General features: G+C 57.3%; 16 protein-coding genes. 7 read left to right on the top strand and 9 right to left on the bottom strand.

Annotated features, from left to right (window positions below; translation table 11 throughout):
• Positions 1-11 precede the first annotated feature (11 nt).
• The 4 genes from ACR0NO_RS14000 to ACR0NO_RS14015 form a co-directional block, all read right to left on the bottom strand.
• Positions 12-1,322, bottom strand: coding sequence for an HlyD family type I secretion periplasmic adaptor subunit (locus tag ACR0NO_RS14000; protein ID WP_480724372.1), 1,311 nt, complete (start codon positions 1,320-1,322; stop codon positions 12-14).
• A complete protein-coding gene (locus ACR0NO_RS14005) occupies positions 1,306-3,453 on the bottom strand; it encodes a type I secretion system permease/ATPase (protein WP_480724373.1) in 2,148 nt (715 codons plus the stop codon). Before ACR0NO_RS14005 ends, ACR0NO_RS14000 begins: the two co-directional genes overlap by 17 nt.
• Positions 3,454-3,557: 104 nt before the next feature.
• A complete protein-coding gene (locus ACR0NO_RS14010; RefSeq protein ID WP_480724374.1) occupies positions 3,558-4,394 on the bottom strand; it encodes a SapC family protein in 837 nt (278 codons plus the stop codon).
• Between the two features lie 38 nt (positions 4,395-4,432).
• Entirely contained in the window at positions 4,433-8,242 is a 3,810-nt protein-coding gene (locus tag ACR0NO_RS14015) for an Ig-like domain-containing protein (RefSeq protein ID WP_480724375.1), read from the bottom strand.
• 228 nt (positions 8,243-8,470) lie between these two features.
• Between ACR0NO_RS14015 and ACR0NO_RS14020 the strand changes: the two genes are divergently transcribed.
• From ACR0NO_RS14020 to ACR0NO_RS14045, 6 genes are all read left to right on the top strand, one after another.
• Positions 8,471-10,519: a dockerin type I domain-containing protein gene (locus ACR0NO_RS14020; RefSeq protein ID WP_480724376.1), complete on the top strand. Its 2,049-nt coding sequence runs from the start codon at positions 8,471-8,473 to the stop codon at positions 10,517-10,519.
• 242 nt (positions 10,520-10,761) lie between these two features.
• On the top strand, positions 10,762-11,352 hold the full coding sequence (locus tag ACR0NO_RS14025; protein WP_170666613.1) for a TetR/AcrR family transcriptional regulator: 591 nt from the start codon (positions 10,762-10,764) through the stop codon (positions 11,350-11,352).
• Positions 11,349-11,612, top strand: coding sequence for a hypothetical protein (locus ACR0NO_RS14030; protein WP_170549563.1), 264 nt, complete (start codon positions 11,349-11,351; stop codon positions 11,610-11,612). Before ACR0NO_RS14025 ends, ACR0NO_RS14030 begins: the two co-directional genes overlap by 4 nt.
• 9 nt (positions 11,613-11,621) lie before the next feature.
• Positions 11,622-12,773, top strand: a complete 1,152-nt coding sequence (locus ACR0NO_RS14035; RefSeq protein ID WP_480724377.1) for an aromatic ring-hydroxylating oxygenase subunit alpha — start codon at positions 11,622-11,624, stop codon at positions 12,771-12,773.
• Between the two features lie 18 nt (positions 12,774-12,791).
• The gene (locus ACR0NO_RS14040) at positions 12,792-13,265 is read left to right on the top strand and encodes a hypothetical protein (protein ID WP_480539047.1); all 474 of its coding nucleotides are present in this window, start codon (positions 12,792-12,794) and stop codon (positions 13,263-13,265) included.
• A 12-nt stretch (positions 13,266-13,277) separates the two neighbouring features.
• Positions 13,278-14,336: a 2Fe-2S iron-sulfur cluster-binding protein gene (locus ACR0NO_RS14045; protein WP_480724379.1), complete on the top strand. Its 1,059-nt coding sequence runs from the start codon at positions 13,278-13,280 to the stop codon at positions 14,334-14,336.
• A 398-nt stretch (positions 14,337-14,734) separates the two neighbouring features.
• On the opposite strand, the gene guaD is transcribed toward ACR0NO_RS14045, so the two are convergent.
• The 5 genes from guaD to xdhA form a co-directional block, all read right to left on the bottom strand.
• Positions 14,735-16,063 (bottom strand): guanine deaminase, encoded by a 1,329-nt coding sequence (guaD, locus tag ACR0NO_RS14050; protein WP_480724380.1) that lies wholly within the window; start codon positions 16,061-16,063, stop codon positions 14,735-14,737.
• A gap of 63 nt (positions 16,064-16,126) precedes the next feature.
• The gene (locus ACR0NO_RS14055; protein ID WP_480724381.1) at positions 16,127-17,728 is read right to left on the bottom strand and encodes a xanthine/uracil/vitamin C permease; all 1,602 of its coding nucleotides are present in this window, start codon (positions 17,726-17,728) and stop codon (positions 16,127-16,129) included.
• A gap of 43 nt (positions 17,729-17,771) precedes the next feature.
• Complete coding sequence (gene xdhC / locus ACR0NO_RS14060) at positions 17,772-18,650, bottom strand: xanthine dehydrogenase accessory protein XdhC (RefSeq protein ID WP_480724382.1); 879 nt, start codon at positions 18,648-18,650, stop codon at positions 17,772-17,774.
• A 3-nt stretch (positions 18,651-18,653) separates the two neighbouring features.
• Positions 18,654-20,972: a xanthine dehydrogenase molybdopterin binding subunit gene (gene xdhB / locus ACR0NO_RS14065; protein WP_480724383.1), complete on the bottom strand. Its 2,319-nt coding sequence runs from the start codon at positions 20,970-20,972 to the stop codon at positions 18,654-18,656.
• Between the two features lie 15 nt (positions 20,973-20,987).
• Positions 20,988-22,451 (bottom strand): xanthine dehydrogenase small subunit, encoded by a 1,464-nt coding sequence (gene xdhA / locus ACR0NO_RS14070; protein WP_480724384.1) that lies wholly within the window; start codon positions 22,449-22,451, stop codon positions 20,988-20,990.
• Positions 22,452-22,605: 154 nt separating this feature from the next.
• On the opposite strand from xdhA, the gene ACR0NO_RS14075 reads away from it, so the two are divergent.
• Complete coding sequence (locus ACR0NO_RS14075) at positions 22,606-23,508, top strand: LysR family transcriptional regulator (RefSeq protein WP_170643360.1); 903 nt, start codon at positions 22,606-22,608, stop codon at positions 23,506-23,508.
• Positions 23,509-23,521: the final 13 nt, after the last annotated feature.

The following is a 23,521-nucleotide window of genomic DNA, read 5'->3' on the forward strand; positions in this document are numbered from 1 at the left end:
TCAAGCCTGCACTATTCCCGCAGCGCTTGATCTTTAATCTTCACGACCGGTTGGATCAAGTAGTCCAGAACGGTTTTACGCCCAGCCAGAATATCGACCTCGGCAACCATGCCGGGAATGATTTCAACAGCAAGCCCCGAGGCGTCGAGCATCGTACCATTCGTCCGGATCTCAATGACAAAGACCTCTTCATCATTGCGTTCAGACCGGGTGATAGTGTCTGCACCAATACGAACAATTTCCCCGTCCAGCCCGCCGTAGCGGGCGAAATCATAGGCGGTGATTTTGACTTTGACGGGCTGTCCAGCGTGAAGAAACGCGATATCTTGCGGGCGAACATAGGCTTCGACCAGTAAACTGTCATCCAGTGGAACGATCTCGACCAACTCCTCCCCGGTGCGCGCAAGACCACCAATCGTGTTACGGTGGATGCGGTTTACGATGCCGCGCGCCGGAGATTGAACCTTTGCGCGGGACGCCCGATCCTGCAAAGCTGGTAGCATTGGTTCTAGAGCGGACAGTTCAGCGGTTGCGACGGCGAGGTCGGTCAGAGCATTGCTCCGAAATCTCCTGCGCGCCGCTCGAATTCGGTCGTCAATCTCTTCCAGACCGGTTTTTAGTCGACTGGTCGCAGCCTCGGCTCTGACCCGACGACCCTTCCATTCCGCCTCGCTGCGCCTTAGCGCCAAAAGTGTGGTCGCGGGTTCCATTTTGCTGGCGACCAGAGGCGCCATCATTGCCCTTTCCTCAGCCAGAACATTCAATGTCTCTTCGGCGGTGACCTGATCCACCAATCCTTCTTCGTATTCCTTATGGCGTTGTTGTTGCTGTCGCAGCAAAATATCAACTTCAGCCTGCAGTTCGGCTTGCCGACCCTGATACAAAGCCCTTTCAGATTGAACGACATCTGGGGCGCCTGTGACGAGCGCAGCGTCAAACTGAAGGTCCCGCCCCTCGATCTCGGACTGTAGCCGCTGGATCCGAGCCATCAGGCCAAAAGCACGTTGTTGTTCCTGATTCAACTGACTGTCGATTTGGGTCGTGTCGAATTCCATCAACAAGGTGCCGGCTTGAACCACTTGACCTTCTCGCACGTGCAGTGCCTTCAAAACACCTGGCTCTGTTGCTTCGATGATCTGGATGTCTCCAGATGGCACGATCCGGCCATCCACGCGGGTTACGTCGTCCAACTCGGTCAGATACGCCCAAAGCCCGGTCGTGAGGAGGCATGCGAGAATTGCCACAAGCAGAAGAGAGTTTCGCAAAGGTGAAGTTCCGCGCGTCGCGCGTGCCAATGAGGCAAGATCATGATGCTGCGACATTCAGGTGCCTCCTGTTTTGACTTGCATGTTGTGAAAGAAGGCTTTTGGGCCCGTCTTTCGCAATTTGACCGTCGGCAATGACAATAACGCGGTCCACCAATTCCAAGAGGCTAGGACGGTGCGTGACGATCACCATTGTCGTGTCCGGGGTCGCCTGCTTGAGGCGGGTCAGAACGCGCGCTTCGGTTTGAACATCTATGGCGCTCGTTGGCTCATCCAGCAGTAAAACCGATGGCTTGCCAATCATGGCTCGCGCCAAGGCAATCGCTTGTCTTTGCCCACCAGAAAGCCCTTCACCCCGTTCCGCAAGCTGTTGATCATAGCCTGCTGGATGGCGAGCTACGAAGTCTTCAACTCCGGCAATATACCCGGCTTCAACTACTTCTTCGTCGTTTGGTCTGATAGCGCCACTGGCGATGTTTTCGCGGATAGAGCCGGAAAACAGCCAAACATCCTGTAGAACAGAGCCGACACCGCGCCTAAGGTCGCCTGGGTCAATTTGCCGAATATCCAACCCATCCAGCATGACCGACCCGACCCGAGGCGCATAGAGGCCCAGCAACAGTCGCGCAATTGTGCTTTTGCCCGAGCCAATTTGGCCAAGAATTGCGACTTTCTCACCGGGGTTGATGGTGAAGGAAACACCTTTCAACGTATCTTCGGATTGATCCGGGTATGTGAAATGAACGTTGCTAAACGAGATTGCACCTTTGAAGCTTGAACGACTGATCCAGGTTTTGCCTTCTGGTCTCTCGCTATCTGCTCGCATAATCTGGTTGAGGTTTCGAAAAGCGCTGCGCGCCTGATTGTACCGCGTCAAAGTTTGCGCCAATTGCCCCAGAGGGGCCAAGGCACGGCCGGTCAACATGACAGCGGCGATCAAGGCACCCATGCTGGCTTTTCCTTCCATGACCAGGAACACACCATAGAAAACGATCAGAACTTGCGCCACCTGTTGCGTGAGGCCGGTCAGGTTCAGGGCGAATTGTGTAATTGCGCGACTGCGAACGCCGTGACTCGATTGTCGTTCTATCGCGCTTTCCCAACGGGAGCGCATCTGACGATCAGCAGAGGTGGTCTTTATGGTTTCAAGGCCAGAGACGGCCTCAACAAGAACCGATTGTTTGGATTGACCATCCTTGAATTGGCGTTCGGCCAACCGTGATAGCAAAGGTTGCGCGAGCAAGCCGGTCAGCAGCACGATAGGTACCGCCATCGCAGGAACGATGGCCAGTGGGCCGCCCACTAAGTAGATCACCAAGACAAACAGAGCGATAAAGGGTAGGTCGACGATCGCAACCAGTGTTGCGGACGTGAAAAACTCGCGCAGAGTTTCGAACTCGCGAACTGTATTTGCCATCGCGCCGGTCGATCCGGTGCGAGATTTCATTCGAATATCGAGTAACTTGTCAAAAATGCGCCGTCCCATCAGCCGGTCAGCCTTTTGACCGGCCTGATCAATGAAACCAGCTCTTAGGATCTTGAGTAGGAAATCGAAACCAAGAGCGAGGCCCACGCCAATGGTGAGTGCAATCAGAGATTCCGTTGCTTCGTTGGGAAGAACACGGTCATAGACGACCATAATGAAGATAGAAGTTGAAAGCCCTAGAAGATTGGCGAGCGCTGCTGCGAGAATGACTTGGCAATAGGACCATCGACTGGCCGCCAAAGCAGACCAGAACCAATGTCCAGACCTTTGGGCCTCGTTATTCTTCAAGATATCTTGATGGTCTCGGCGAAATAGAATTGCGTAGCCGGTATACGCTTTTTCCAACTGTTTCTGTGGAATTGTTCCGGTTCCCGGCCCTATGCAAGGGTCGTACACCAATAGCATGCCGTTGTCGCTGCGCCCATGATAGACAACGGATCGTCCCCCCTCCAGGAACAGTATGGCTGGTGACAAGTCGTCATCCAGTTTGCTCAGCAAGCGCGTGCCATACCCTGCCTGAAGACCGCTTTGTCGTGCAAGCGCCAGTGCATCACTTATCGAGAGGCCATTTTCCAATTCTGACTGCGCCGCAAAGAGAGACGCTTTTGTTATTGGGCGTTCAAGTGTCTCACCCACATGCAACATACACGTCTCGAGTTCTGTCAAACGTGATGTCTCCGGTTGGGTTTCGCGCCGCGTCATGAATCAGTTCCTCTCTTGCAAGTTAGGGCAGCGAAGAAATTGCGTTTGTCCGCTGATTGGGTCTATTTTCGGTTTTGGGCGCGCCTTATGGCGACAAGGGGTCGCTAGACATAAGCTTGTATCTCCGAATTCGGACCCCAAGAGGTTTCCCTCGTTTGCGCATCGGCCAATGCAGACAACAAGCCTTCGGCATCGGCCGTCCGCTCAAAGTTCACGGAGCTCGGATTTCGTGTCATTCGTGACTGTGCTTGGGTCAGCCAAGCTATCTGAGACAGTGAGATTTGATGCGCGTAGACTAGCCGCAGAGCGCCACAAGCTGTCAGTGTGGCCAGTTGCTTGTTAGTCAGACTGTTCAACCGATCGGGGGAGATCCCCCAACAGCCCTTTGGTAAAATGCAGCCTTTGTATTGGGTCAGTGGCTCCATTATTTTCATACCCGCAAGTACGTCACAAATTTGCTTTGTGGTTTGTGCTGACGACATTCGACCTTGGAAGAACGTCATTACGGCTTCAAGATTGGAAGAAAGCGCTCCTGTTTCACGGTAGAACGCCTCATCTCTGGGGTCATCACTGATCAAGCCAAGGGATTCGTCGACGAGCAATTGGAATTGAGCGTCCTTGACCTGCCCACCTCTTGGCATTGGTTCGGCATCGAAAGGCGGGCACCTCATCGCAGAGGGCAAGTAGGGCGCCAACCATATGCCTGTTTCAGACACAAATGGGTTTTCAGCCTCTTCTGTCAGGGAAAACACTGCGACTGGCTCTACCCCGCTCGCCGTTTTGCGGAACACAAGCGGGAAAGCAGCCGCTACGGGGAAAACTTCTGCCGCAACAACTGAACACTCAGTCACGCACCTTGTATGGTCAAAGGAGGTGAAGCGTTTCCAGAACTTGTGACCATACCTCTGGAATGAGAGGGGTTTGAGGTGGGTTTTTGACATGGCTGCCTTCCAAGCTCTCGGCCAATCCTAGAAAAGGGCTAGGCGGTGGCACCTGTGGGATCGGTGTGCAGGATATTGTCTGCACTCAGGCTGCTCAGATCATTCAGACCATCGAACACGGCGAGCGTATCAACAGTGACGTCGTCTGACGCTGAGAAGTTGGCTTTGACGAGCTTGGCGTCGGTTCCATCGGTTGTCAGGGCATAGATCTCGTCTCCGGCCTGCGCTCCGACCAGGCTCTCCAATGCCAATTCAATGGTGCTGGCCGTGAGGTCGCTGAGGATGGTCGTAAAGCCGATGAAGCCTGTATCTATTCCCAGATTGCCGCCTTGGCTCAGGAACTCCACGTCCGTTCCCGTGCCTCGCAACGTGGCGACGTCGAGGCCCCTGAACATCAGGGCATCTGCGACTTCCGTTGCAGTTCCGGTGCTAAACCCCGTGATGATATCCGTGCCATTGATTGCAGGGTCTGCTTCGAACACAACGATGTCTCGGCCAGCTTCCGCAAGGTCAATCGTATCGTCGCCGTCGCCCCCTCTGATGATCGTATCCACATTGCTTGCGTTTATGGCATCGTCAGTGGTCGTCCCTGATTGGTAGAAAGAGTCGCCTCCGTTTGGCGTGACGATCTTCAGCTCAAAGGGTTGATTGATGTCCTGAATGTCGACGGAAAACTGCACGAGAGGGGCCGAAATGTCGGAGAAACTGAGTGTGGCTCCGGCGAAATTGACGAAACTGGGGTTGGCTGTGTTCACGGCAAGAGGCAATTGCCCGTTGAATATGATGGAGCCGCTGTCAAAGGTGACCTGAGCGGAGTCGAATTCCAATCGCATGTCTACAAATAACCCGCTCGACAGATCACGGTCGGCTTCCGAATAAACCGCGAACTGGACGGTTGAGCCGCTTCTGCCGACTTCCGAGATGACATAGGCTGCGGGCGTATGAGCTGTGGCGTCAGCACTCACCGGAAGGGGATCAGGCCCTCCCGATACTGTTGCTTCTGCCGAGAAGCTCAGATCCGTCCCGGCCGTCGTGCCGGCAAAAGCGGAGGCTGCGATAGGCGCAGACCATGTTCCATTTGCGGCGACGGTTGCGGTGCCAACGGATGTACTGCCCAACAGGATGTCCACAGTCTGCCCAGCGGCCAGACCGACCGAAGAGCCGCTGACTGTAATCCCGGAACTTTGCGCATCAGCAAGAGAGATCGCCCCATTGGTTCCAATCGAATCGAGGCTCAAGGATGGTCGGAAATCGGTTGAGAAGGAACCTGTTGCCGCGTTGGAGGTATTGCCAGCAGCGTCGTCAACCGATGCCGAGACCTGAAAGCTTGTGCTGTCTGCCAAGGCCGCGAGATCGCTGGTTGGAATATCCGCACTCCAACTTCCGCTCATTGCGGTGGCTGTATAAGTCTCGCCGTCCAAGGTGATGGTTACAGTGTCCCCGTTATCGGCCGTTGTTGTGCCTGAAACCGTCAGGTCCTGCCCACGTTCCACGACATCAAGAACGGCTCCGATTGACAGTGGATCGAGGGTAATGCTGGGTGCCGCAAAATCAGTTGTGAAGCCCATTGTGGTTTGGGACGTGTTTCCAGCTGCATCAGCCACGGTCGCGGTGATGGTATAGCTTTCCTGATCCTCAAGTCCCAAAAGATCAGACGCACTTGTAACCAACGTCCAATTGCCACCGGTGACGGTTGTCGTCTCGCTGATGTCAACCGTGCCGTCGGCGCGGGCGATCGTGATAGACACGACAGCCCCAACGCCTGCATCGCTTGTGCCCGAAATGGTCAGATCTGTTGCCCGCTCGGTGGCGTTCATGATCGAGCCGTCCGAAACACCCGTGATCGCTATGGTTGGATCAGTGAAATCTGTATCGAAGCTGCCTGTCGCCCGAACAGCCGGGTTTTCGGCGATGTCTGAGACATCTGCCGTCACGGCAATTGTTGTTCCGTCTGCCAAGAGTGCCAGATCAGCGGCTGGTACGGTAACGGTCCACGACCCGCCCGAAGCCTCGGCCGTGTAGGTGAGCCCATTCATCCCAACGGTTACGGTTTGATCGTTTTCAGCTGTGGTGGAACCCGAAATGGTCAGATCGGTTCCGCGCTCTGCCGCATTCATGACAGCACCGTCCGAGAAACTGTCGATGGTCACCGTCGGAGCGCTGACATCCTTGGCCAATTGCGCCGTTGCTTGAGGCGCTACCAGCCCGTCCACGTCAGACACATTGGCTGTTATCGTAAAATCGCCGCCATCGGACAGAGACGCCAGATCGGCTGTCGGGACGGTTATGCTCCAGGTGCCACCCGAAACGAGGTCCGTATAGGTCTGGCCGTTCAGCACGACGGAAACCTGCTGGTTGTCGCCAACATTTCTGGTTGTGCCTGAAATGGTCAAATCTGAACCGGTCTCGGCGGCGTTCAGGATATCACCTACGGACAAGGGCGAAATGGCAATGGATGGACCAGAGAGGTCGACGGGCACCGTGGCCGTCACGGTGGTCGCCGGGTTGCCAGCCGCATCCGCGAGCGAAACACTGATCTCTGCCGGGGTGCCCGTCGTCAACCCGCCAAGATCCGCGTTGGGAATAGTGACCGACCAACTGCCGCCAAGCGTCGTGCCGGTAAAGGACTGCCCATCCAATACAAGCGTTACAGTTTGGTTGTCCTCAGCCGAGGTCGCCCCGGACACGGTCAGATCGCCGGTTACATCAATAAGGTCAATGGACCCTCCGCCGACCGGATCGAGCGTGAGAGTTGGAGCCGTGAAGTCTGTATCGAAGCTGTTACTGGCTTGAACGGCCGGGTTGCCAGCGCGATCCGAAACATCCGCTGTCACGCTGATGGTTGCCCCATCCGACAAGGCTGCCAGATCGGCGGCTGGAACAGTTGCCGACCATTGGCCGTTGGACACCGTGCCGGTATACGTCTGGCCATTCAGAGAGACGCTCACCGACTGCCCATTCTCCGCGTCCGTTGCGCCGCTTACGACAAGATCAGTTCCCTGCTCGGCGGCGTTCATGACAGCGCCATCCGAGAAACTGTCAATGCTGAGTGTTGGTGGGATGGTGTCTACGACGACGGTTGCCGTCGATACGGAGATCTCGTCCCCCAAGGTATCAAGCATACGAACGGTCACGGTCGATTGGCCTTGGGCCAGGGCGCTCGCCTCGGGCGCTGTGAGGGTGACGGTCCAGTTCCCTTCGGAATCCGGTGTTACGGTCTTGGTCACGGAGCCAATCGTAACCTCGACCGAAGTCGCATCGTCCGGCGCAGTTGCGTTGGTCAGAGTGTTATTGAGGGAGGTGGCCTGCAACTCTGCCAGATTCAGCGTCGGGAAGTTTGGCGTAGGGGCTGGATCGTCCCCGCCGCCTCCGCCACCGCCACCGGCCGCCGCAGCACCGGCGAGACCAAGACCCGCCGCCGCAGCACCCATTCCGCCCAGACCGCCTGCCGCTGAGGCAGCTCCGGCCTCGGCGACGGCGCTGAATTCGACGATCTGTGAAACCATCACCTCGGCGATCATGATCGAGCCGCTTTCAAGGACCTGAACATGTTCAGCCGCAACAACCATCGTGCGGCCGTCGAGCATTTTCAAAAGAACATCCCCATTGTCCATCAGCTTTGCAGATTTCACACCCGGGATCGTATCCGCGAATTGGAACGCATAGAGTTCCTCAACCGTCGCCTGCGCAAAAGCCGGAAGGGCCAGCAAGGTCGACACCAAACCGCCCGCAATGCCGCGCCCGGATAGTTTGCGCAGATTGCGTTCGATCCACGAGCGTTTGTGTCGATCACGGTCTGCCCCTGAAAGATCGGCTGGCGTATCAGTATGGCGCTCAGGTGTCTTCATCGTCTTGCCCCTCAGATTTGGTGTCCGCGATCCTGGGAAGGCCGTCCCCGACATGACGCTTTGTTCATCTGTCTTGCCTTCCGGTTACCACCGCGGGCGAACCTGGAAAAATTGAGTTAAACTGAAGCCGAACTCCTCGTTTTCACCACATTCCCGCTTTTGTTTCGGTCTGGGCATCAGATCATCCTCAGGTCATTGCCAGGGGTGGCATCGAGGGTGATCAAGGTGATGCTTCAATTCGAAACTGTGGTTGCAACGGGAAGCCCGGCGCTCGATTCAGGTATCGGCGATACGGCTTTAAAAACGTTTAACGGGGATACGTATCTCTATTCCGTCACCGGTCCGTTCGGTGGCTTTGCCGCCTGGCGCCTCACCGAAGGGGCCGGGCCGCAGCTTGTAGATACGGTCTATCACAGCGGTCCGATCCTGTATCAGGTGGGGCGGACGGGTGTGCCAATCACCTTGGGCGCTGAGGACCAGCTGGCCCTTGATATCAACAATGCAACGGGTTTGGTGGGGTATACGCTCAACGCGGATGGCACCTTTGGCGATCTGCAGGAAACCGGTACACTCGTCGGTGGCGGAGACATCTCGGCGATGACGCAACTGGACGTCGGAGGGCAAAGCTATCTGACCCTTGCGTATGAAGATACCGATCAGATCGGCAGCTATGAGATCAACCCAGACGGCACGCTTTCGGTCGTGTCGTTGGTCTCAGGCCAAGCCGATTCGATGCATGCTGCTACGGTCGGGTCTGAGCAATTTGTGATCACCGCGAACGCTGTAAATAGTGAAATCGTCGTGTTTGACGTTTCCGCAAGCGATAGCAGCCTCTGCGCTCTGGACAACAGTGCCGCTGTTTCAACGATGGGAATCTCTACGCCCACGGCGATTGAGGTGGTCGAGGCCTATGGGCAATCCTGGGTCATCGTGGCGGGGTCGGGCAGCAATTCCCTCAGCGTGATGGGATTGCGCAGCGATGGTCGGTTGATCCCCAAGGATCATGTTCTTGATACGTTGAATACCCGGTTTGAATCCGTGCAGGACCTGTCGGTGATCGAGGTGAATGGCCGTGCGTTCATCGTGGCGGGCGGCTCCGACGATGGCGTCACCCTGTTCACGTTGACCCCGAATGGAAAGCTGATCTATCTGGATAGCCTTGCCGACACGTTGGATAGCGGGTTGGGGAACGTCCAGACCCTGAGCCTCGCCCATATCGGTGATGAGCTTCAGGTGCTTGCAACCTCGCAGCAGGATCCCGGGGTGACGCAGCTGAGCGTTTCTTTGGCAAACCTTGGCGTCGTTCGGGATGGTAGCGGGCCGGTTATGGGCACGGCGCAGGACGACATGCTCAGCGCGGGGGTGCTGGATGCCCAACTGTCCGGTGGGGACGGAGACGACATCCTCATTGCTGGTAGCGGTGAGACGACGCTGACAGGCGGGGCAGGGGCCGATATTTTCGTCATGCAATATGGCAGCGACCCTACGACGATCACGGATTTCGAAGCCGGTACCGATCGGTTGGACATGTTCGACTATCTTCTGCTGCGCACCCCCGATCAATTGACCTTTATCGCCACATCCCAAGGGGCCGACATCCAGTATCTGAATGAGGTCGTCCACGTGATTTCCTCAACCGGCACGCCGTTGACGAAAGAAGAGGTCTTTGGCTCCGGGTTTGGCGGGCCAGATCACATTCCGGTGGATTTCGGTACGTTCGGCGGGTTGGAGCCTGCAAGCTCGGACGGCATTCAGGGCCGCGTGAGCGTCGATTCTGAGGCCGCCAATCCGGGCCTTGCAGATGCTGAGGTCAAGTTCAGGCCGACCGGAGGCGGCCCCGTCACCGCAACCACGGATGAGACCGGACGCTTCGATCTGAACGTTCCGAACGGGACGTTGGTCGGAGAGCTGGAGGTCGTCAAAACCTATTCAACAGCGAGCGGACGGGTCAACGCCCTGGATGCGTTGCAGGTTCTGCGGATCTCTGTTGGTTTGGATCCGACATGGGGCCCGGCGGCTCCGGAAAACCTGATCGCCGCCGATATCACCCAAGACGGAGCGGTCAATGCACTAGACGCGCTTTCCATCTTGCAGGCAGCGGTTGGGCAAACCTCTCCCTATCCCGCGAAATGGGTTTTTCTAGACGCGGATGCCGACCTCTCGGGGATAACGCGAGATGCGGTGAACTATGACACGCAGATGGATATCACTGTCCAAGATGGTTCGTTTGCGGTGGATATGACTTCTATTCTTCTGGGAAACATCGAGTCGTTGTGACGGTGTTCTGCGGCCATTTTGCCCGGGCTCAGCATTCTTTCCTTAACCGGTTTGCGGTCCTGCTAAAAAAGCTGAGGGGCGGGTTGTCGCATTCGAGACCGCAGAGGATGATGGCTGGCCATTCGCTCTACCACCCCCCCCAAATACAATTTTTTTCACGAGTTGGTCTCAAAGTAAATTGTCATGGTTGACAAACAATCCTCAATCATTATTTGTCATCAGTGACAATTTATGGGGCCGCAATGCCAAGACCATCTCTGAAAGACCAGCGATCTCAGGAAATCCTGGATGCGTACCTCACGTGTGTGGCGCGGTTCGGCCTTGACGGCGCGACTCAGGAACGGATTGCAGAGGAAGCTGGCGTCAAACGCCCCCTGCTGCGCCACTATCTTGGCAATAAGGACGAAATGATTGCCGCACTTGCCGAGTACACGCTTGAAGGCTTTGCGATGTCACTCGACGGCCTGCGACAGGCCTTGCCAGACAGAGCAACGCCAACGGATCTTGTGGACGCTCTTTTTGCCGAAAACAGCGGAACTGATCCGCGGTTGATGTTGGCGTATCAGGCGCTGGTGACTGTTGTTCCAGATCGCCCCGAATTTCGGCAGGATCTTTTGGACAGCCTAAGTGCCTTCTTTGACGTGGTTGAGGATGTCCTGAGGCGAGCCGCCCCAGACGCGCCGGATGCAAGCATTCGCGCCGTGACTCAGGGTATTTCCGCAATCTTTGTCAGCATGGATGCCCTGTCGCCACTCGAGCCGCCCAAAGTCTGGCGCGCGGAATTGAAACTGGCGGCTTCTTTGCTGGCCTCAACACTAGAGGCCGAGCGATGAACCACTCCAGAACCGCGAACTATATTGCTCTGCCTATCCTGTTGGCTGCTGCTGTCCTGGGTTACTACTGGGTCTGGGGGCTGCTCTTCCTGTGGTGGACTATTCCGACCATCCTGAATGGTCAGGCCTTTCTAGTGTTCGAGATCAACCGAGACGACGATCCAGTTCTATTCTGGGCCATTGCCTGCCTCTGGGCCTTGTCAGGACTGATGATGCTCGCCGCCAGCTTTTTTCCGCAATACGCCCATCTGATGACCTGAGGGAACAAGATGACCAAAATGTATCATCATCTGCCTGTCGAAGCATATACCTCGCAGGATTGGTTCGACCAAGAACAACAACAGATCTTCTCACGCACCTGGCGTTTTGCAGGATTGGTTGAGGATATCGAAGGCCCGGGGCACTATCTGTCGGTGCAGGCAGGTCTGAACAACCTGTTTGTCGTCATGGGGCGCGATCACCGGCTGCGGGCCTTTCACAATATTTGCCGCCATCGCGGTACGCAGCTTATCCGCGCGGTCGGCAAGACGCAAAAGGCGCTTACATGTCCCTACCACGATTGGACCTATGATCTGGAAGGCAACCTGATCTCCGTCCCCGATGAGGCGTCCGAATTTCCCGGTGGTGTCGATAAATCCTGCCTTGGCCTCAAACCGGCCAGCGTAGACGTCTGGCGCGGTATGTTGTTCGTTCATCCTGATCCGAACGCGCCCACGCTTGCGGAATGGTTCGGCGAGGTCGATCCACTCCTTGGCCCGCACAAACCCGAGGAATTGGTAGAGTACAGGGAAGGCCGGAACACCTATGAGATCAAGGCCAATTGGAAAATCGTTGTCGAGAATTACATCGACGTCTATCACCTGAGCCACCTGCACTCGAACACCCTGCACATGTATGATCATGCCAAGGCAGAATACGGGTGGAAGGGGCCGCACTATCACTTTTGGGAGCCCCCGTCAGCGGAGTACGCCAAGGACCACGAGGCGAACTTGCCGATGCCGCGCGCGATCCCAAAGCCCCATGTCGGCGCCTGGGTTCCAATGCTCTTTCCCGGCATTGGTATCGGGGCCAGTGAGGAAAGCTGGAACCTGTTTATCATTACGCCACTGGCGCCGGACCTGACGCGTATCGAAAACCGCACGAAGCTGGCCAACGTATCAGACTGGGCGTTTCAGAAACAGCAGTGGAAAAGCTGGGGCTTTTGGAAGAACTTTGGCGGTGCGAAGTACCAAGGGGACGACGTCGCTGGCGAAGACGATCCGATGGCATCCGGAGATTTCACGACCGAGGATATCTATGCCTGCGAACAACAACAGAAGTCTCTGAAAAGCCCTTATCTGGAAATCGGCCCGGCCGCGATTGGTGAAAGCCCGATTACCCAGCACCAGAAAGCCGTGTTGGAGTTCATGAAGGATGATTGAACAATGCGGAGATCGCTCATGACGCCCGTTCAAGCCACCCTGACAGGCGTGGTCATCGCGTCGGCTTTGGTGCTGACAGCGCAAGCAGAAACGCCTGAGGAGATCTCTGCCCGTGTCATTGCGGCTCAAGACGAAGATAGCCTTCTGGCTACGTGGGACAGTTGGCATCCCGAAGCCACACACCGGATCGTCCTCAAATACGGTACCGAGCAGGAAGATGATGTCTTCACTTACCGTGTGGGGGACGTTACCGCCGCTACCGATGCTGAACTCTCCAAGGATCTGGCAGAATACAAGGAAACTGAGCGATCCACGCCCAGAATGACCACCCGCACCGAAGATGAGGTCCACCACGTAACCGCAGTTACGGATGTTGAATATGATTGGCAGGGATATGCCGGAAAAATGCGTCAAACAGATGAGTTTGCCTTTGAACCTTACCTTGGCGGGATGGTGATCCGGTCATTGACCACAACCTATGACTACCGGTGATTGGGTGTTCTAATGCAACGCAACTTCTATACATTGACCGTATCTGACATCCGCACAGAGAACGGCGGTGCAGCCACAAGTGTCACTTTAGATGTCCCTGCCAGACTGGCTGATCTGTTTAAATGGACGGCAGGACAACATCTTACGGTCAGATTTCTGATCGAAGGACAGGAGCATAGGCGCAGCTACACTATCTCAAACCCTCCTGGATCCGCACTGCGCATCACTGTGAAACGTGTGAAAGACGGGATCGTGTCGAACCATATCGGTGATGCTCTGTCGGTAGGGGATATAATCGAAGTCATGCCCCCTTTTGGACAGTTCACCTTAACGCCCGGACCCCTTAAACGCCGCACGCACTATTTCTTTGGCGCGGGAAGTGGCATCACGCCTTTATACGCGATGATCAATGCGGTTTTGACGGACGAGCCGCATTCCGTTTCGCATTTGGTCTTTGGCAATACCAACGCGAACAGCATCGTTTTTCGGGACGAGTTGGAGCAAATTCAAGCGCGATACCCGAAACGCTTTTCTGTGCGACATGTTCTGTCTCACCCCTCCTTGTTAAGTTGGTTCAGCCCTTGGCGCACGGGTCGGTTGGATGCAAACGCCGTTCACGCCGCTATTGCCGAGGCTCCACCTGTAGCGCAGGACGTGCAGTACTGGATCTGCGGTCCGGGCAGCATGAACACTGACCTGCGAGCGGCGCTCAAGAATTTAGACGTGCCGGACGACCGCATTCACACGGAAAGCTTTGGTGGCGATGTCAAACCCGATCTCAGCGAATCAGGGGTCGCGGCGACAGCCCGCATAAATCTGCATGGTGCATGGCATGACGTACCGGTGGCTGCGGGTCAAACCATACTGGAAGCTGCCCAATTGAAAGGTTTAAATCCACCATACAGTTGCCAGTCCGGTGTTTGTGGAGCCTGCGTTGCCCGCCTTACCGAAGGGGTCGTCCATATGCGGAACCGCGTTGCACTCGAAGACGAAGATATCTCAAAGGGACTCGTTCTTTGCTGTCAAAGCGTAGCGACGCAAGAGAGCATCACGTTGAAGTTTGAGGAGTAGACTCGGGATCGCGACAATCGCAGGCAAAAACGAAGCAATAAGATTAAAGCCCTGCACCGCAGGGTAAGCGATTGTTAGTGTTTGCCGCGGGAACATCAAAGCTCCTTACTGACCCGTATCCTGACCTAACTTACTGGTATTTGTGGTCAATTCGCATAAGATAATGCCGTCACCTGCCTTTCTAATCGATGTGTGGAATGACGGGTAACAGATCGGTTTGTCATGGGAACTAAAGGATTTACTGGGCACCTTGGGCATCCCGAGCTAGTTATCTAATGCGGTGAGGAACTTGGTCGCGTGTTGCTGCTGGGTCTAGCCCGGATCGAGCAAGTCAACTGATCCGGGCTTTCAATCAAAGACCGTCGCGGGCTGGAAATGGGCCCGCGTTACAGTTGCCGCTAGGCAGGGACTTTGGCTCGTTCAGGTTGCGGCCCTGCAACCTTACTGGGTGTTCCCGACACATAGACTTCCTCGATCGCGCGGTCGTCTCCCATCATCTGCAGAACGAAAAGCTCTTGCGCTAGGCTCTCCACGCGGTCCATGCGAAGAGCCATGGCCGGGGTGCTGCGTGCGTTTAGAACAACGACATCCGCTTCGGTTCCCGGGGCGAGCGTACCGATTTTGTCTTCGAGGCCCAGAACGCAGGCATTGCCGCGGGTTGCCCAATGGAACGCTTGCAAAGGATGCAGGGCTGTCCCTTGCAGTTGCAGGATCTTGTAGCCTTCGTTCAGGGTTTGCAGCATCGAATAGCTTGTGCCTGCGCCAACATCCGTTGCGATCCCATTGGCGATCCCGCGCGCGCTCAGCCCGGCATGATCAAACAGGCCGCTGCCCAGAAACAGATTCGAGGTTGGGCAGAACACGGGATGCGCGCCGGTTTCAGCAAGCGCGTCGATCTCACGCGGTTCAAGATGGATGGAGTGTCCGAGCAGAGTTCTCCGTCCCAGCAAACCGTAGGACTCATAGACATCCAGATAGTCCCGGGCTTGCGGGTAGAGTTGTCTGGTGAAGGCGATCTCGTCCTTGTTTTCCGACAGGTGTGTCTGGATGTGGCAGTCGGGATGCTCTTGCGCCAGCATCTGGGCCATGGCCATTTGGTCCGGGGTCGAGGTGATCGCGAACCGGGGCGTGATGACATAGCCGTTGCGTCCCTTGCCATGCCAGTCGGCGATCAGAGCTTTGGTGTCGTCATATCCGGATTGCGGCGTATCCTGCAGCGTCTCGGGCGCGTTGCGGTCCATCAGGACCTTTCCGCCAAGCATACGCATGTTGCGTCTGGTTGCCTCGGTAAAGAACGCGTCAGCCGAGGTTTTGTGGACCGAGCAATAGGCAACCGCCGTCGTGGTGCCATGCGCGATCAACTGGTCATAGAACGCCCGCGCCATGGTCGCGCTGTGTCCGTCCGAGACAAAGCGGGTTTCTTCGGGGAATGTGTAGGTGTTGAGCCAGTCCAAGAGCTGTGCGCCCCACGAGGCGATCACCTGCACTTGAGGGACGTGGATATGGGTGTCGATAAACCCCGCCATCATCAGATGAGGGCGATGGTCCGTCACAGGCACGTCTTCGGCCTTTGCGCTGATCGTCGAGAATGGGCCGGTGTCCTGAATGATCCCGTCCCGGATCAGCAGCGCGCCGTCCTCAAGATAGGTATAGGCGCCGGTATCTTCGCCGTTCTGGGGCTCACGATGAAAGGTCAGCAGACGACCGCGCAGCAATCTCTGTGTCATGGAATGTCTCGTATGTCGTGGGAAAACGGGTAGGGGGCAGCCCTGAGGCTGCCCCATCATGGATCAGGCCTGTTGTGCAGGTGTATCGTCGTCGATCAGATCGGGCTCATCTGGAACGATCACGCGATGCTCAAGATCCTCTTTAGGGGCGAGCATCGGGTAGAGATACAGGAACCCGCCGACGATCAGATAGCCGATGGTAATCCCGTCGAACTGTGGCAACTGCAGCGTGTAGGAGTGGATGATCCCTACCGCCGACATAAGCCCGCCAGCGACGGCAAACGCCCCTGCCATCCGGAACCGGCCGTCAATCACGTCGGCCACAATGGCCCCCCAGATCAGACCAGTGATGATCGCACCCTGGCTAAGCGCCAGATGTCCTTCGTAATGGGCCCCCTCCATCAACAGCGCCGCGGTCAGGCCCTCGTCACCCAGCGCTGGCAGGCCTTCGACACCGCTACTGCGCAGCGCGTTCATCAGTGACCCCCATTTGACCATCAGGAAGGCCGAGATATGAGGCAGGATCGCGAAAGATACCGCAGCCATGTGCATCGGCTTCACCGCCCATGCCGTGTTGGTGATCAGGCTGACGGAGACAAAGACCAAAACAGGTGCCGCGGCCGCAATCGGGATCAGGCCCGCAAGGAAGGATAGGAAGCCAAGGAAAGCGGCAGCCGCGATCACGACGGCCACACCCACGATGTAGCCCGCATGTGCATCAAGCCGCTTGTAGGCCGGATGACCGACATAGACTGTCGTCGGGAATGGAGAGCCAAACAGCGCGCCCAGCATCGTGCCCGCGCCATCCGTTACCTGGCACAGCCCGACAGGGTAGTGATCGCCCGCGGCCTCGGCGGATTCCACGTTGTTCATGGTTTCGATGAAGTTGTAGATCTGGACCGGGATTAGCACCAGAAACAGCTCAGGGTTGGCGAACAGGTACTGCACACCGGCGATGAGGTCACCGAAATAGGGGATTGGCGGGTAGAAGCCGATGCCGCTTGTGTCGATTTTCGATTCACCAAGGATGATGGCAATCACCGTGCCGGCCGCAATCGCAACCAGACCGGCAGGCACGTTGCCCGGCAGGCGGAATCGCCCGATCAGGCCCCAGAGAATAAACAGCAACGAGGTAAAACCGATAATCGGGTTCTCAAACACCTCGGCCAGCGGGACTGAGCCGATAAAGACCAGCGCAATGCCGCATAGCGTGCCGAGCATCCCGGCGCGCGGTGTAATCCGCTTAAGGTAGGGACCCACAAACGCCCCCAGGGCTGCGACGATCCCTCCCATGAAGCCCGCGCCGATACCGACCTGCCAGGCCAGCATCGGGTCGTTGGTGGCCCAGTAAATGGGTCCGATCACACCGAAAAGATAGACGAACATAACCGGGGTCGAGATGCCGTAGGGCAAGGCGGTGACATCTTCGCCCTTTTTGGTGGCCGCCCATTTGGCGAGAAACGTGTAGACCGCGACACCGGCCAGGATTGCTATGGCGGCACCGGGTACGATGCGGCCAAAGACGATCTCCGCTGGCATCTGGAACACGAACTGACAGACCCCGGACAGGATCAGCAGGTTCACTAGGTTATCCGTAAAAAGCGCCCAGAAAGCGCTGAAGTCGCTGCGGGTAAACAGCTTGTATTCGTAGGTCCTCCCGTCCATGACGGTCTCCTCCTCTGATAGGACCGGAATTGCCTGGTGGATGTCAGGCGGATCTCCCTCTCCGGTCGTGATGTTGGCCCACAAGAGGCGCCTTGGTTGCCCCGATTGGGGCGGTCGCGGCAGTTTCAGAGGTCAGTTCAGCCATCACCTCGGCCACCACGAAGGCGGCGATGACGCTGGGCCGCTTATCGCGGCTACCGCTTGCCCCGATGGGGCATCTCAAATGTTCGATGGATTGTCCGTCACACTGTTTATGTGCCCAATTCCTCAGCTTAATCCGCTTGGTCGCGGATCCGATCATCCCGACATAGGCCGCATCCTGACGTTCAAGCGCGGCGGTGGTCAGCAGGAAATCCAGCCCGTGATCATGGGTCAGGACGATAAAGGCGCTGCCCGCAGGCGCACTGAGGATTTCGGCTTCGGGGATTGCACTCAGCCGGGTTTCAACATCCGCATTGCAGAGGTCGATTTCCTCGGTCCGTGTGTCAACGAGAATGCAGCGCACAGGCAAGTGCTGAAAAAGATCCGCAAGCGCGCGTCCCACATGACCCGCCCCCATCACGTAGATATGCGGCAAGGCATCGTCGCGCCGCGCCGCCCGGTCGGTTGCGGCCCCCTTGTCCGAGGACCGCATGCGGGTCAGTTGCAATTCAACCCGTCCCCCGCAGCATTGGCCGATTTCGGGCCCGAGCGGCAAATCCATATCCTGGTGAAGCGACCCGTCCCGCAGCATGTCCCGCGCAGCGTTGATGGCCATGAACTCCAATTGCCCACCGCCGATGGTTCCCCAAAGCGTGTTTGGTGCCACGAACATCTCTGTCCCTTCGTTGCGGGGCGAAGACCCGCGCACACGCGTCAGCGCGATACGGATCACGCTGCTTTGTTCGGACAGAAACGTCTTCAGGGACTGCGCGGCGGGCATCGCTTAGAAACCGTTTTGAAGGCGGGCAACGGCCATGAGTACACGCTCGGGCGTGGCTGGGGCGTCCAGGCGCGGACATTCCCGGTAGTCGGCGACGGATGCCACGGCCATCGACAAGGCCTCGAACACCGAAATACCCAGCATGAAGGGCGGCTCACCTACGGCTTTGGAGCGTTTGATCGTCAACTCCCGGTTTTCCGACCAACCGGCGAGTTTCACGTTGAAGATACGCGGGCGGTCCGAGGCCAGCGGGATCTTGTATGTCGACGGAGCATGCGTGCGCAGGCGACCGGCATCATCCCACCAAAGCTCCTCGGTGGTCAGCCAGCCCATACCCTGAACAAAGGCCCCTTCAACCTGACCCTTGTCGAGAACGGGGTTCAGTGAGCGTCCGACATCGTGCAGCACATCCGTGCGGTCGACCTGGTATTCTCCGGTCAGGGTATCTATGGTCACTTCCGAACAGGATGCGCCATAGGCGTAGTAGTAGAACGGGCGGCCTTGGCCCTTGTCCCGGTCCCAATGGATCTTGGGGGTTTTGTAGAACCCGGCTGCCGACAACTGCACCCGCGCCAGATAGGCCTGTTCGATGAAGGCGTCAAAGGGCAGAACCTCTTCGCCGATATGGACATGATTGGCGAGAAAGATCACCTGCTCAGGGCTCACATCCCATGTTTCCGAAGCGAATTTCACCAGCCGTTCCTTGATCTGCTCGACAGCATTCAACGCGGCCATTCCGTTCAGATCGGTGCCGCTGGAGGCTGCGGTGGCGGATGTGTTCGGGACCTTCTCGGTCGTTGTCTTGGTGATCTTGATCCGGCTGAAATCAACCTGAAAGGCCTCGGCCACCACCTGCGCGACCTTGGTGTTGAGGCCTTGCCCCATTTCGGTGCCGCCATGGTTCAAGTGGATCGAGCCGTCCTTGTAGACATGCACCAGTGCGCCGGCCTGATTGTACCACGTCGCCGTGAACGAGATGCCGAATTTCACCGGCGTCAGCGCGATCCCCTTTTTCAGGATCGGCGAGGATTGGTTGAAGGCGATAATGTCCTGACGGCGCTGGCGGTAGCCCGAGGTCTCCTCCAGTTCTCCGACCAGCCGGTCCAGAATGCTGTCTTCGACCACCTGATGATAAGGCGTCACGTTCCGGTCTTCGGTGCCATAGAAATTGGCCTTGCGCACATCCAGAGGGTCCTGTCCCGTGGCATAGGCAATCTCTTCGATCATCCTTTCCGCCGCGATCACACCCTGCGGCCCGCCAAAGCCGCGGAATGCAGTGTTTGAGACCGTGTTGGTTTTCATCGGATGGCTGCGCAGGCGCACATTCGGGTAGAAATAGGCGTTATCTGCATGAAACAGCGCCCGGTCGGTCACAGGCCCCGACAGATCCGCCGAGAACCCGCACCGGGCGGCAAAGCTGCTTTCGACAGCCTGTATGCGCCCCGCATCGTCAAAGGCCACGTCATAGTCGATCACAAAATCATGGCGTTTGCCGGTCGCCGTCATGTCCTGATCCCGGTCGGGCCTGATCTTGACGGCGCGGTTCCACTTTTTCGCGGCCATTGCGGCCACAACGCAGAACAGGTTCATTTGGCTTTCCTTGCCGCCAAAGCCACCACCCATGCGGCGGACATTGACCACAACGGCGTTGGACGGCACCCCAAGCACATGGGCCACCATATGCTGCGCCTCAGACGGATGCTGGGTCGAACAATGCACGACCACATCATCATCCTCGCCCGGAATGGCAAAGGCGATGTGACCCTCAAGATACATGTGATCCTGACCGCCAACGCGCATCCGGCCCTTAATCCGATTGGGGGCCGCAGCCTGAGCCGGGGCAACATCCCCTCGCTCCAGCTTGAGGGGGGCGGTGACATGCGGGTAGCCGGCGTTCTGGGCCTCAATCGGGTCGAGCGCATGGGGCAGGGGTTCGTATTCGACCTCTGCCAGCGCGGCGGCGCGGCGTGCGATGTCGCGGGTCTCGGCTATGACGGCGAACAGGGGTTGGCCGTGAAACTGAATGGTATCGGTTGGGAAAACCGGTTCGTCGTTCAGATGCGTCGGGCTGATGTCATTGATCCCCGGCACGTCATCTGCCGTCAAAACCCCAACAACGCCGGGTGTTGCCAGAACCTTCGCAAAATCAATGCCAAGCAGTTTGGCATGGGCCACGTCGGACACGCCAAGATAGGCGTGCAGCGCGCCTTGGGGCAGGGCGATATCGTCGGTGTAATCGGCCCCTCCGGTAACATGCTTGATCGCGCTGTCGTGGTTGATGTCGGTGTGGGTGGCCCCCACGATGGAAACGGTGTCTTTCATTGTGTCGTCTCCTTGTTACGCACAGGCCAGTTGAACGGGGGTGTCGGTCTGGGCGTCATGTTCGAGAAAGAACCGACGCAGCAGGTTCTGGGCCGTCAGCATCCGATAGTCGGACGAGGCTCGCCAATCGGTCAGGGGGGAGAAATCCTGAGCCAGAGCCGTTGCCGCCGCTTCGAAACTTTCCCGCGACCAGGGCTGACCGTTCAGAGCGGCCTCGGCAGTTGCTGCGCGTTTTGGCGTCGCGGCCATGCCACCCATAGCGATGCGGGCGTCGCGGATGATGCCATCTTCAACCGACATATGAATGCCCGCCGCGACCGAGGAGATATCCTCATCCCGGCGCTTCGAGATCTTGTAGGCGGCGTTCAGGTCTTTTGGCTGGGGCAGGGGAACGCAGATGCTTTCGACAAATTCGTCCAGCTGTCGATCCTGTTTGCCGTAGTCGATGAAGAAAGTCTCTAGCGGCATGGTCCGGACATCCGACCCTCGGCGCAGCGTGATTTCCGCTCCAAGCGCGATCAGGACGGGCGGGGTGTCCCCGATGGGGGAGCCATTGGCGATGTTGCCGCCCACTGTGCCCATATTGCGCACCTGCCACCCGGCAATACGATCCCAGTAGGAGGTTAGGTGCGGTAGATGCTGGGACAGCAGATCTTGGCAATCGGTGTAGCTGGCACCTGCTCCGATCAGCAGGTGCTGGCCCTGTTTTTTGACCGTTTTCAGGCCTTCGAGATGTCCGGTAAAGATCGCCGGTCCAATGTTGCGCAGGAATTTCGTGACCCAAAGGCCCACATCCGTTGCGCCCGCGACGATAGTGGCCTCTGGGTAAGTCTGCAGGCATTCGGCCAGATCATCCACGCTGGAGGGAAGGATGCTCAGATTGTCCTTCGGACCCGAGACGACGCGGCGACCGTCTTTCAGTGCTGCCAGACGACCTGTCATGGCCTCGCGTTCGGTGTTCAGGTGGTCCGAGGCCGGGGTGCCATAGCGACTAACAGCAACAGCCGCCCGAATGATCGGCTCATACCCGGTGCAGCGGCACAAATTGCCCTGCAAGGCGGTTTCGACCTGCGCCTCTGTTGGTTCGGGCGTTTGCATCCACAGCGCGTAGAGCGCCATGACGAAGCCCGGCGTGCAGAACCCGCACTGGCTGCCGTGATGATCAACCATGGCTTGCTGTACCGGATGAAGGTGACCGTCGGGGCCGGACAGATACTCAACCGTCACGACATGGCAGCCGTCCAAAGAAGCGAGGAACCGAATGCATGCATTCACTGGGGCATAGGAAAGACCTGTCCGCCCAAGCCGCCCGACAAGCACGGTACATGCACCGCAATCCCCTTCGGCGCAGCCTTCCTTGGTGCCGGTCAGCCGACGCTCGAGACGTAGAAAATCCAGAAGAGTCTGGTCGGCTGATACGTCTGGAACGGATACATCCTTGCCATTCAGGACAAATCGGATGTCAGTGCGCGGCGTCATGCTAATCTCCCTCTACACCTGCCTTCGGGTGGGTCGCCGCAGGACCATAGAGTCAGAGATTGAGTCTTAAAATCGTCGGAAATGACAAATACTTTCAACAAAACGTTGAAAAAGAAATCCCACCGTCGCAGTCTTCCCGCAGGGGGAGGAATGAATGTCATACATCGAAAGCTTGCGGGTCTTCGTGAGGGTGATGGAGCTGGGAAGCATCACGTCCGGCGGCCGTGACCTGCGGCTGACACCCGCGGTGGCCAGCAAACGTCTGAAAGAGCTGGAGAACCATCTGGGCGTGCGCCTGTTCAACAGAACAACCCGCTCGATGACGGCAACAGAGGTCGGCGAGGTTTTCTATGATGAGGCCAAGGCCGTTTTGCTGGCACTGGACCACGCCGAGGCGCGCGTCGCCAGTTTTTCGGACGCCCCTCGAGGCGCAATCCGCATAACAGCGCCGTTGGGGGTGGGACGGAGGATCGTAGCGCCTTTGGTCCCGGATTTTTCGGAGCGTTATCCAGAGACCGAGATCCGCATGCGACTGTCCGACCGCAAAGTGGACATGATGGCCGATGGTTTGGATATTGCGTTCTTTATCGGAGAGCCGGGCGATTCCACTATGAAACTGCGGAAATTCGCGGATTGTGACCGGCTGCTATGTGCCTCGCCCGAATATCTGTCAAATTTCGGCGTACCCAAAACGCCGGATGACCTATTGCATTCTCAGCACAATTGCCTGCTGCTTCGCTATCCCAGATCGCCCGAGTATTTCTGGACTTTGAACACCGACATGGGCCCGCGCAAACTTGAGGTTCGGGGCAAATACGATGCGGATGATGGCGACGTCCTGACGGATTGGGCTTTGGCAGGCAAGGGGATCGTCAACAAACCGCGCTTTGATGTGAAAGAGTATCTCGCGTCAGGCCAGTTGGTTGAGGTTCTACCCGCGACACCGCCATTGCCGACCATCTTCGGCTGCCTCTATCCGCATAAAAAACTTCAGGATCCCAAAGTACGCCTGTTCGTCGAACACATCGCGAAAAACAGCAAAAGGTTCTTTGGATAGAGCAGCAGGCGTG

The sequence above is a fragment of the Ruegeria sp. CL3 genome, from assembly GCF_056536505.1.

Excerpts from the sequence above, each read along its gene's own strand:
- ACR0NO_RS14000 (WP_480724372.1), bottom strand. The coding sequence starts at position 1,322 with ATGTCGCAGCATCATGATCTTGCCTCATTGGCACGCGCGACGCGCGGA.
- ACR0NO_RS14005 (WP_480724373.1), bottom strand. The coding sequence starts at position 3,453 with ATGACGCGGCGCGAAACCCAACCGGAGACATCACGTTTGACAGAACTC.
- ACR0NO_RS14010 (WP_480724374.1), bottom strand. The coding sequence starts at position 4,394 with ATGTCAAAAACCCACCTCAAACCCCTCTCATTCCAGAGGTATGGTCAC.
- ACR0NO_RS14015 (WP_480724375.1), bottom strand. The coding sequence starts at position 8,242 with ATGAAGACACCTGAGCGCCATACTGATACGCCAGCCGATCTTTCAGGG.
- ACR0NO_RS14020 (WP_480724376.1), top strand. The coding sequence starts at position 8,471 with ATGCTTCAATTCGAAACTGTGGTTGCAACGGGAAGCCCGGCGCTCGAT.
- ACR0NO_RS14025 (WP_170666613.1), top strand. The coding sequence starts at position 10,762 with ATGCCAAGACCATCTCTGAAAGACCAGCGATCTCAGGAAATCCTGGAT.
- ACR0NO_RS14030 (WP_170549563.1), top strand. The coding sequence starts at position 11,349 with ATGAACCACTCCAGAACCGCGAACTATATTGCTCTGCCTATCCTGTTG.
- ACR0NO_RS14035 (WP_480724377.1), top strand. The coding sequence starts at position 11,622 with ATGACCAAAATGTATCATCATCTGCCTGTCGAAGCATATACCTCGCAG.
- ACR0NO_RS14040 (WP_480539047.1), top strand. The coding sequence starts at position 12,792 with ATGACGCCCGTTCAAGCCACCCTGACAGGCGTGGTCATCGCGTCGGCT.
- ACR0NO_RS14045 (WP_480724379.1), top strand. The coding sequence starts at position 13,278 with ATGCAACGCAACTTCTATACATTGACCGTATCTGACATCCGCACAGAG.
- guaD (WP_480724380.1), bottom strand. The coding sequence starts at position 16,063 with ATGACACAGAGATTGCTGCGCGGTCGTCTGCTGACCTTTCATCGTGAG.
- ACR0NO_RS14055 (WP_480724381.1), bottom strand. The coding sequence starts at position 17,728 with ATGGACGGGAGGACCTACGAATACAAGCTGTTTACCCGCAGCGACTTC.
- xdhC (WP_480724382.1), bottom strand. The coding sequence starts at position 18,650 with ATGCCCGCCGCGCAGTCCCTGAAGACGTTTCTGTCCGAACAAAGCAGC.
- xdhB (WP_480724383.1), bottom strand. The coding sequence starts at position 20,972 with ATGAAAGACACCGTTTCCATCGTGGGGGCCACCCACACCGACATCAAC.
- xdhA (WP_480724384.1), bottom strand. The coding sequence starts at position 22,451 with ATGACGCCGCGCACTGACATCCGATTTGTCCTGAATGGCAAGGATGTA.
- ACR0NO_RS14075 (WP_170643360.1), top strand. The coding sequence starts at position 22,606 with ATGTCATACATCGAAAGCTTGCGGGTCTTCGTGAGGGTGATGGAGCTG.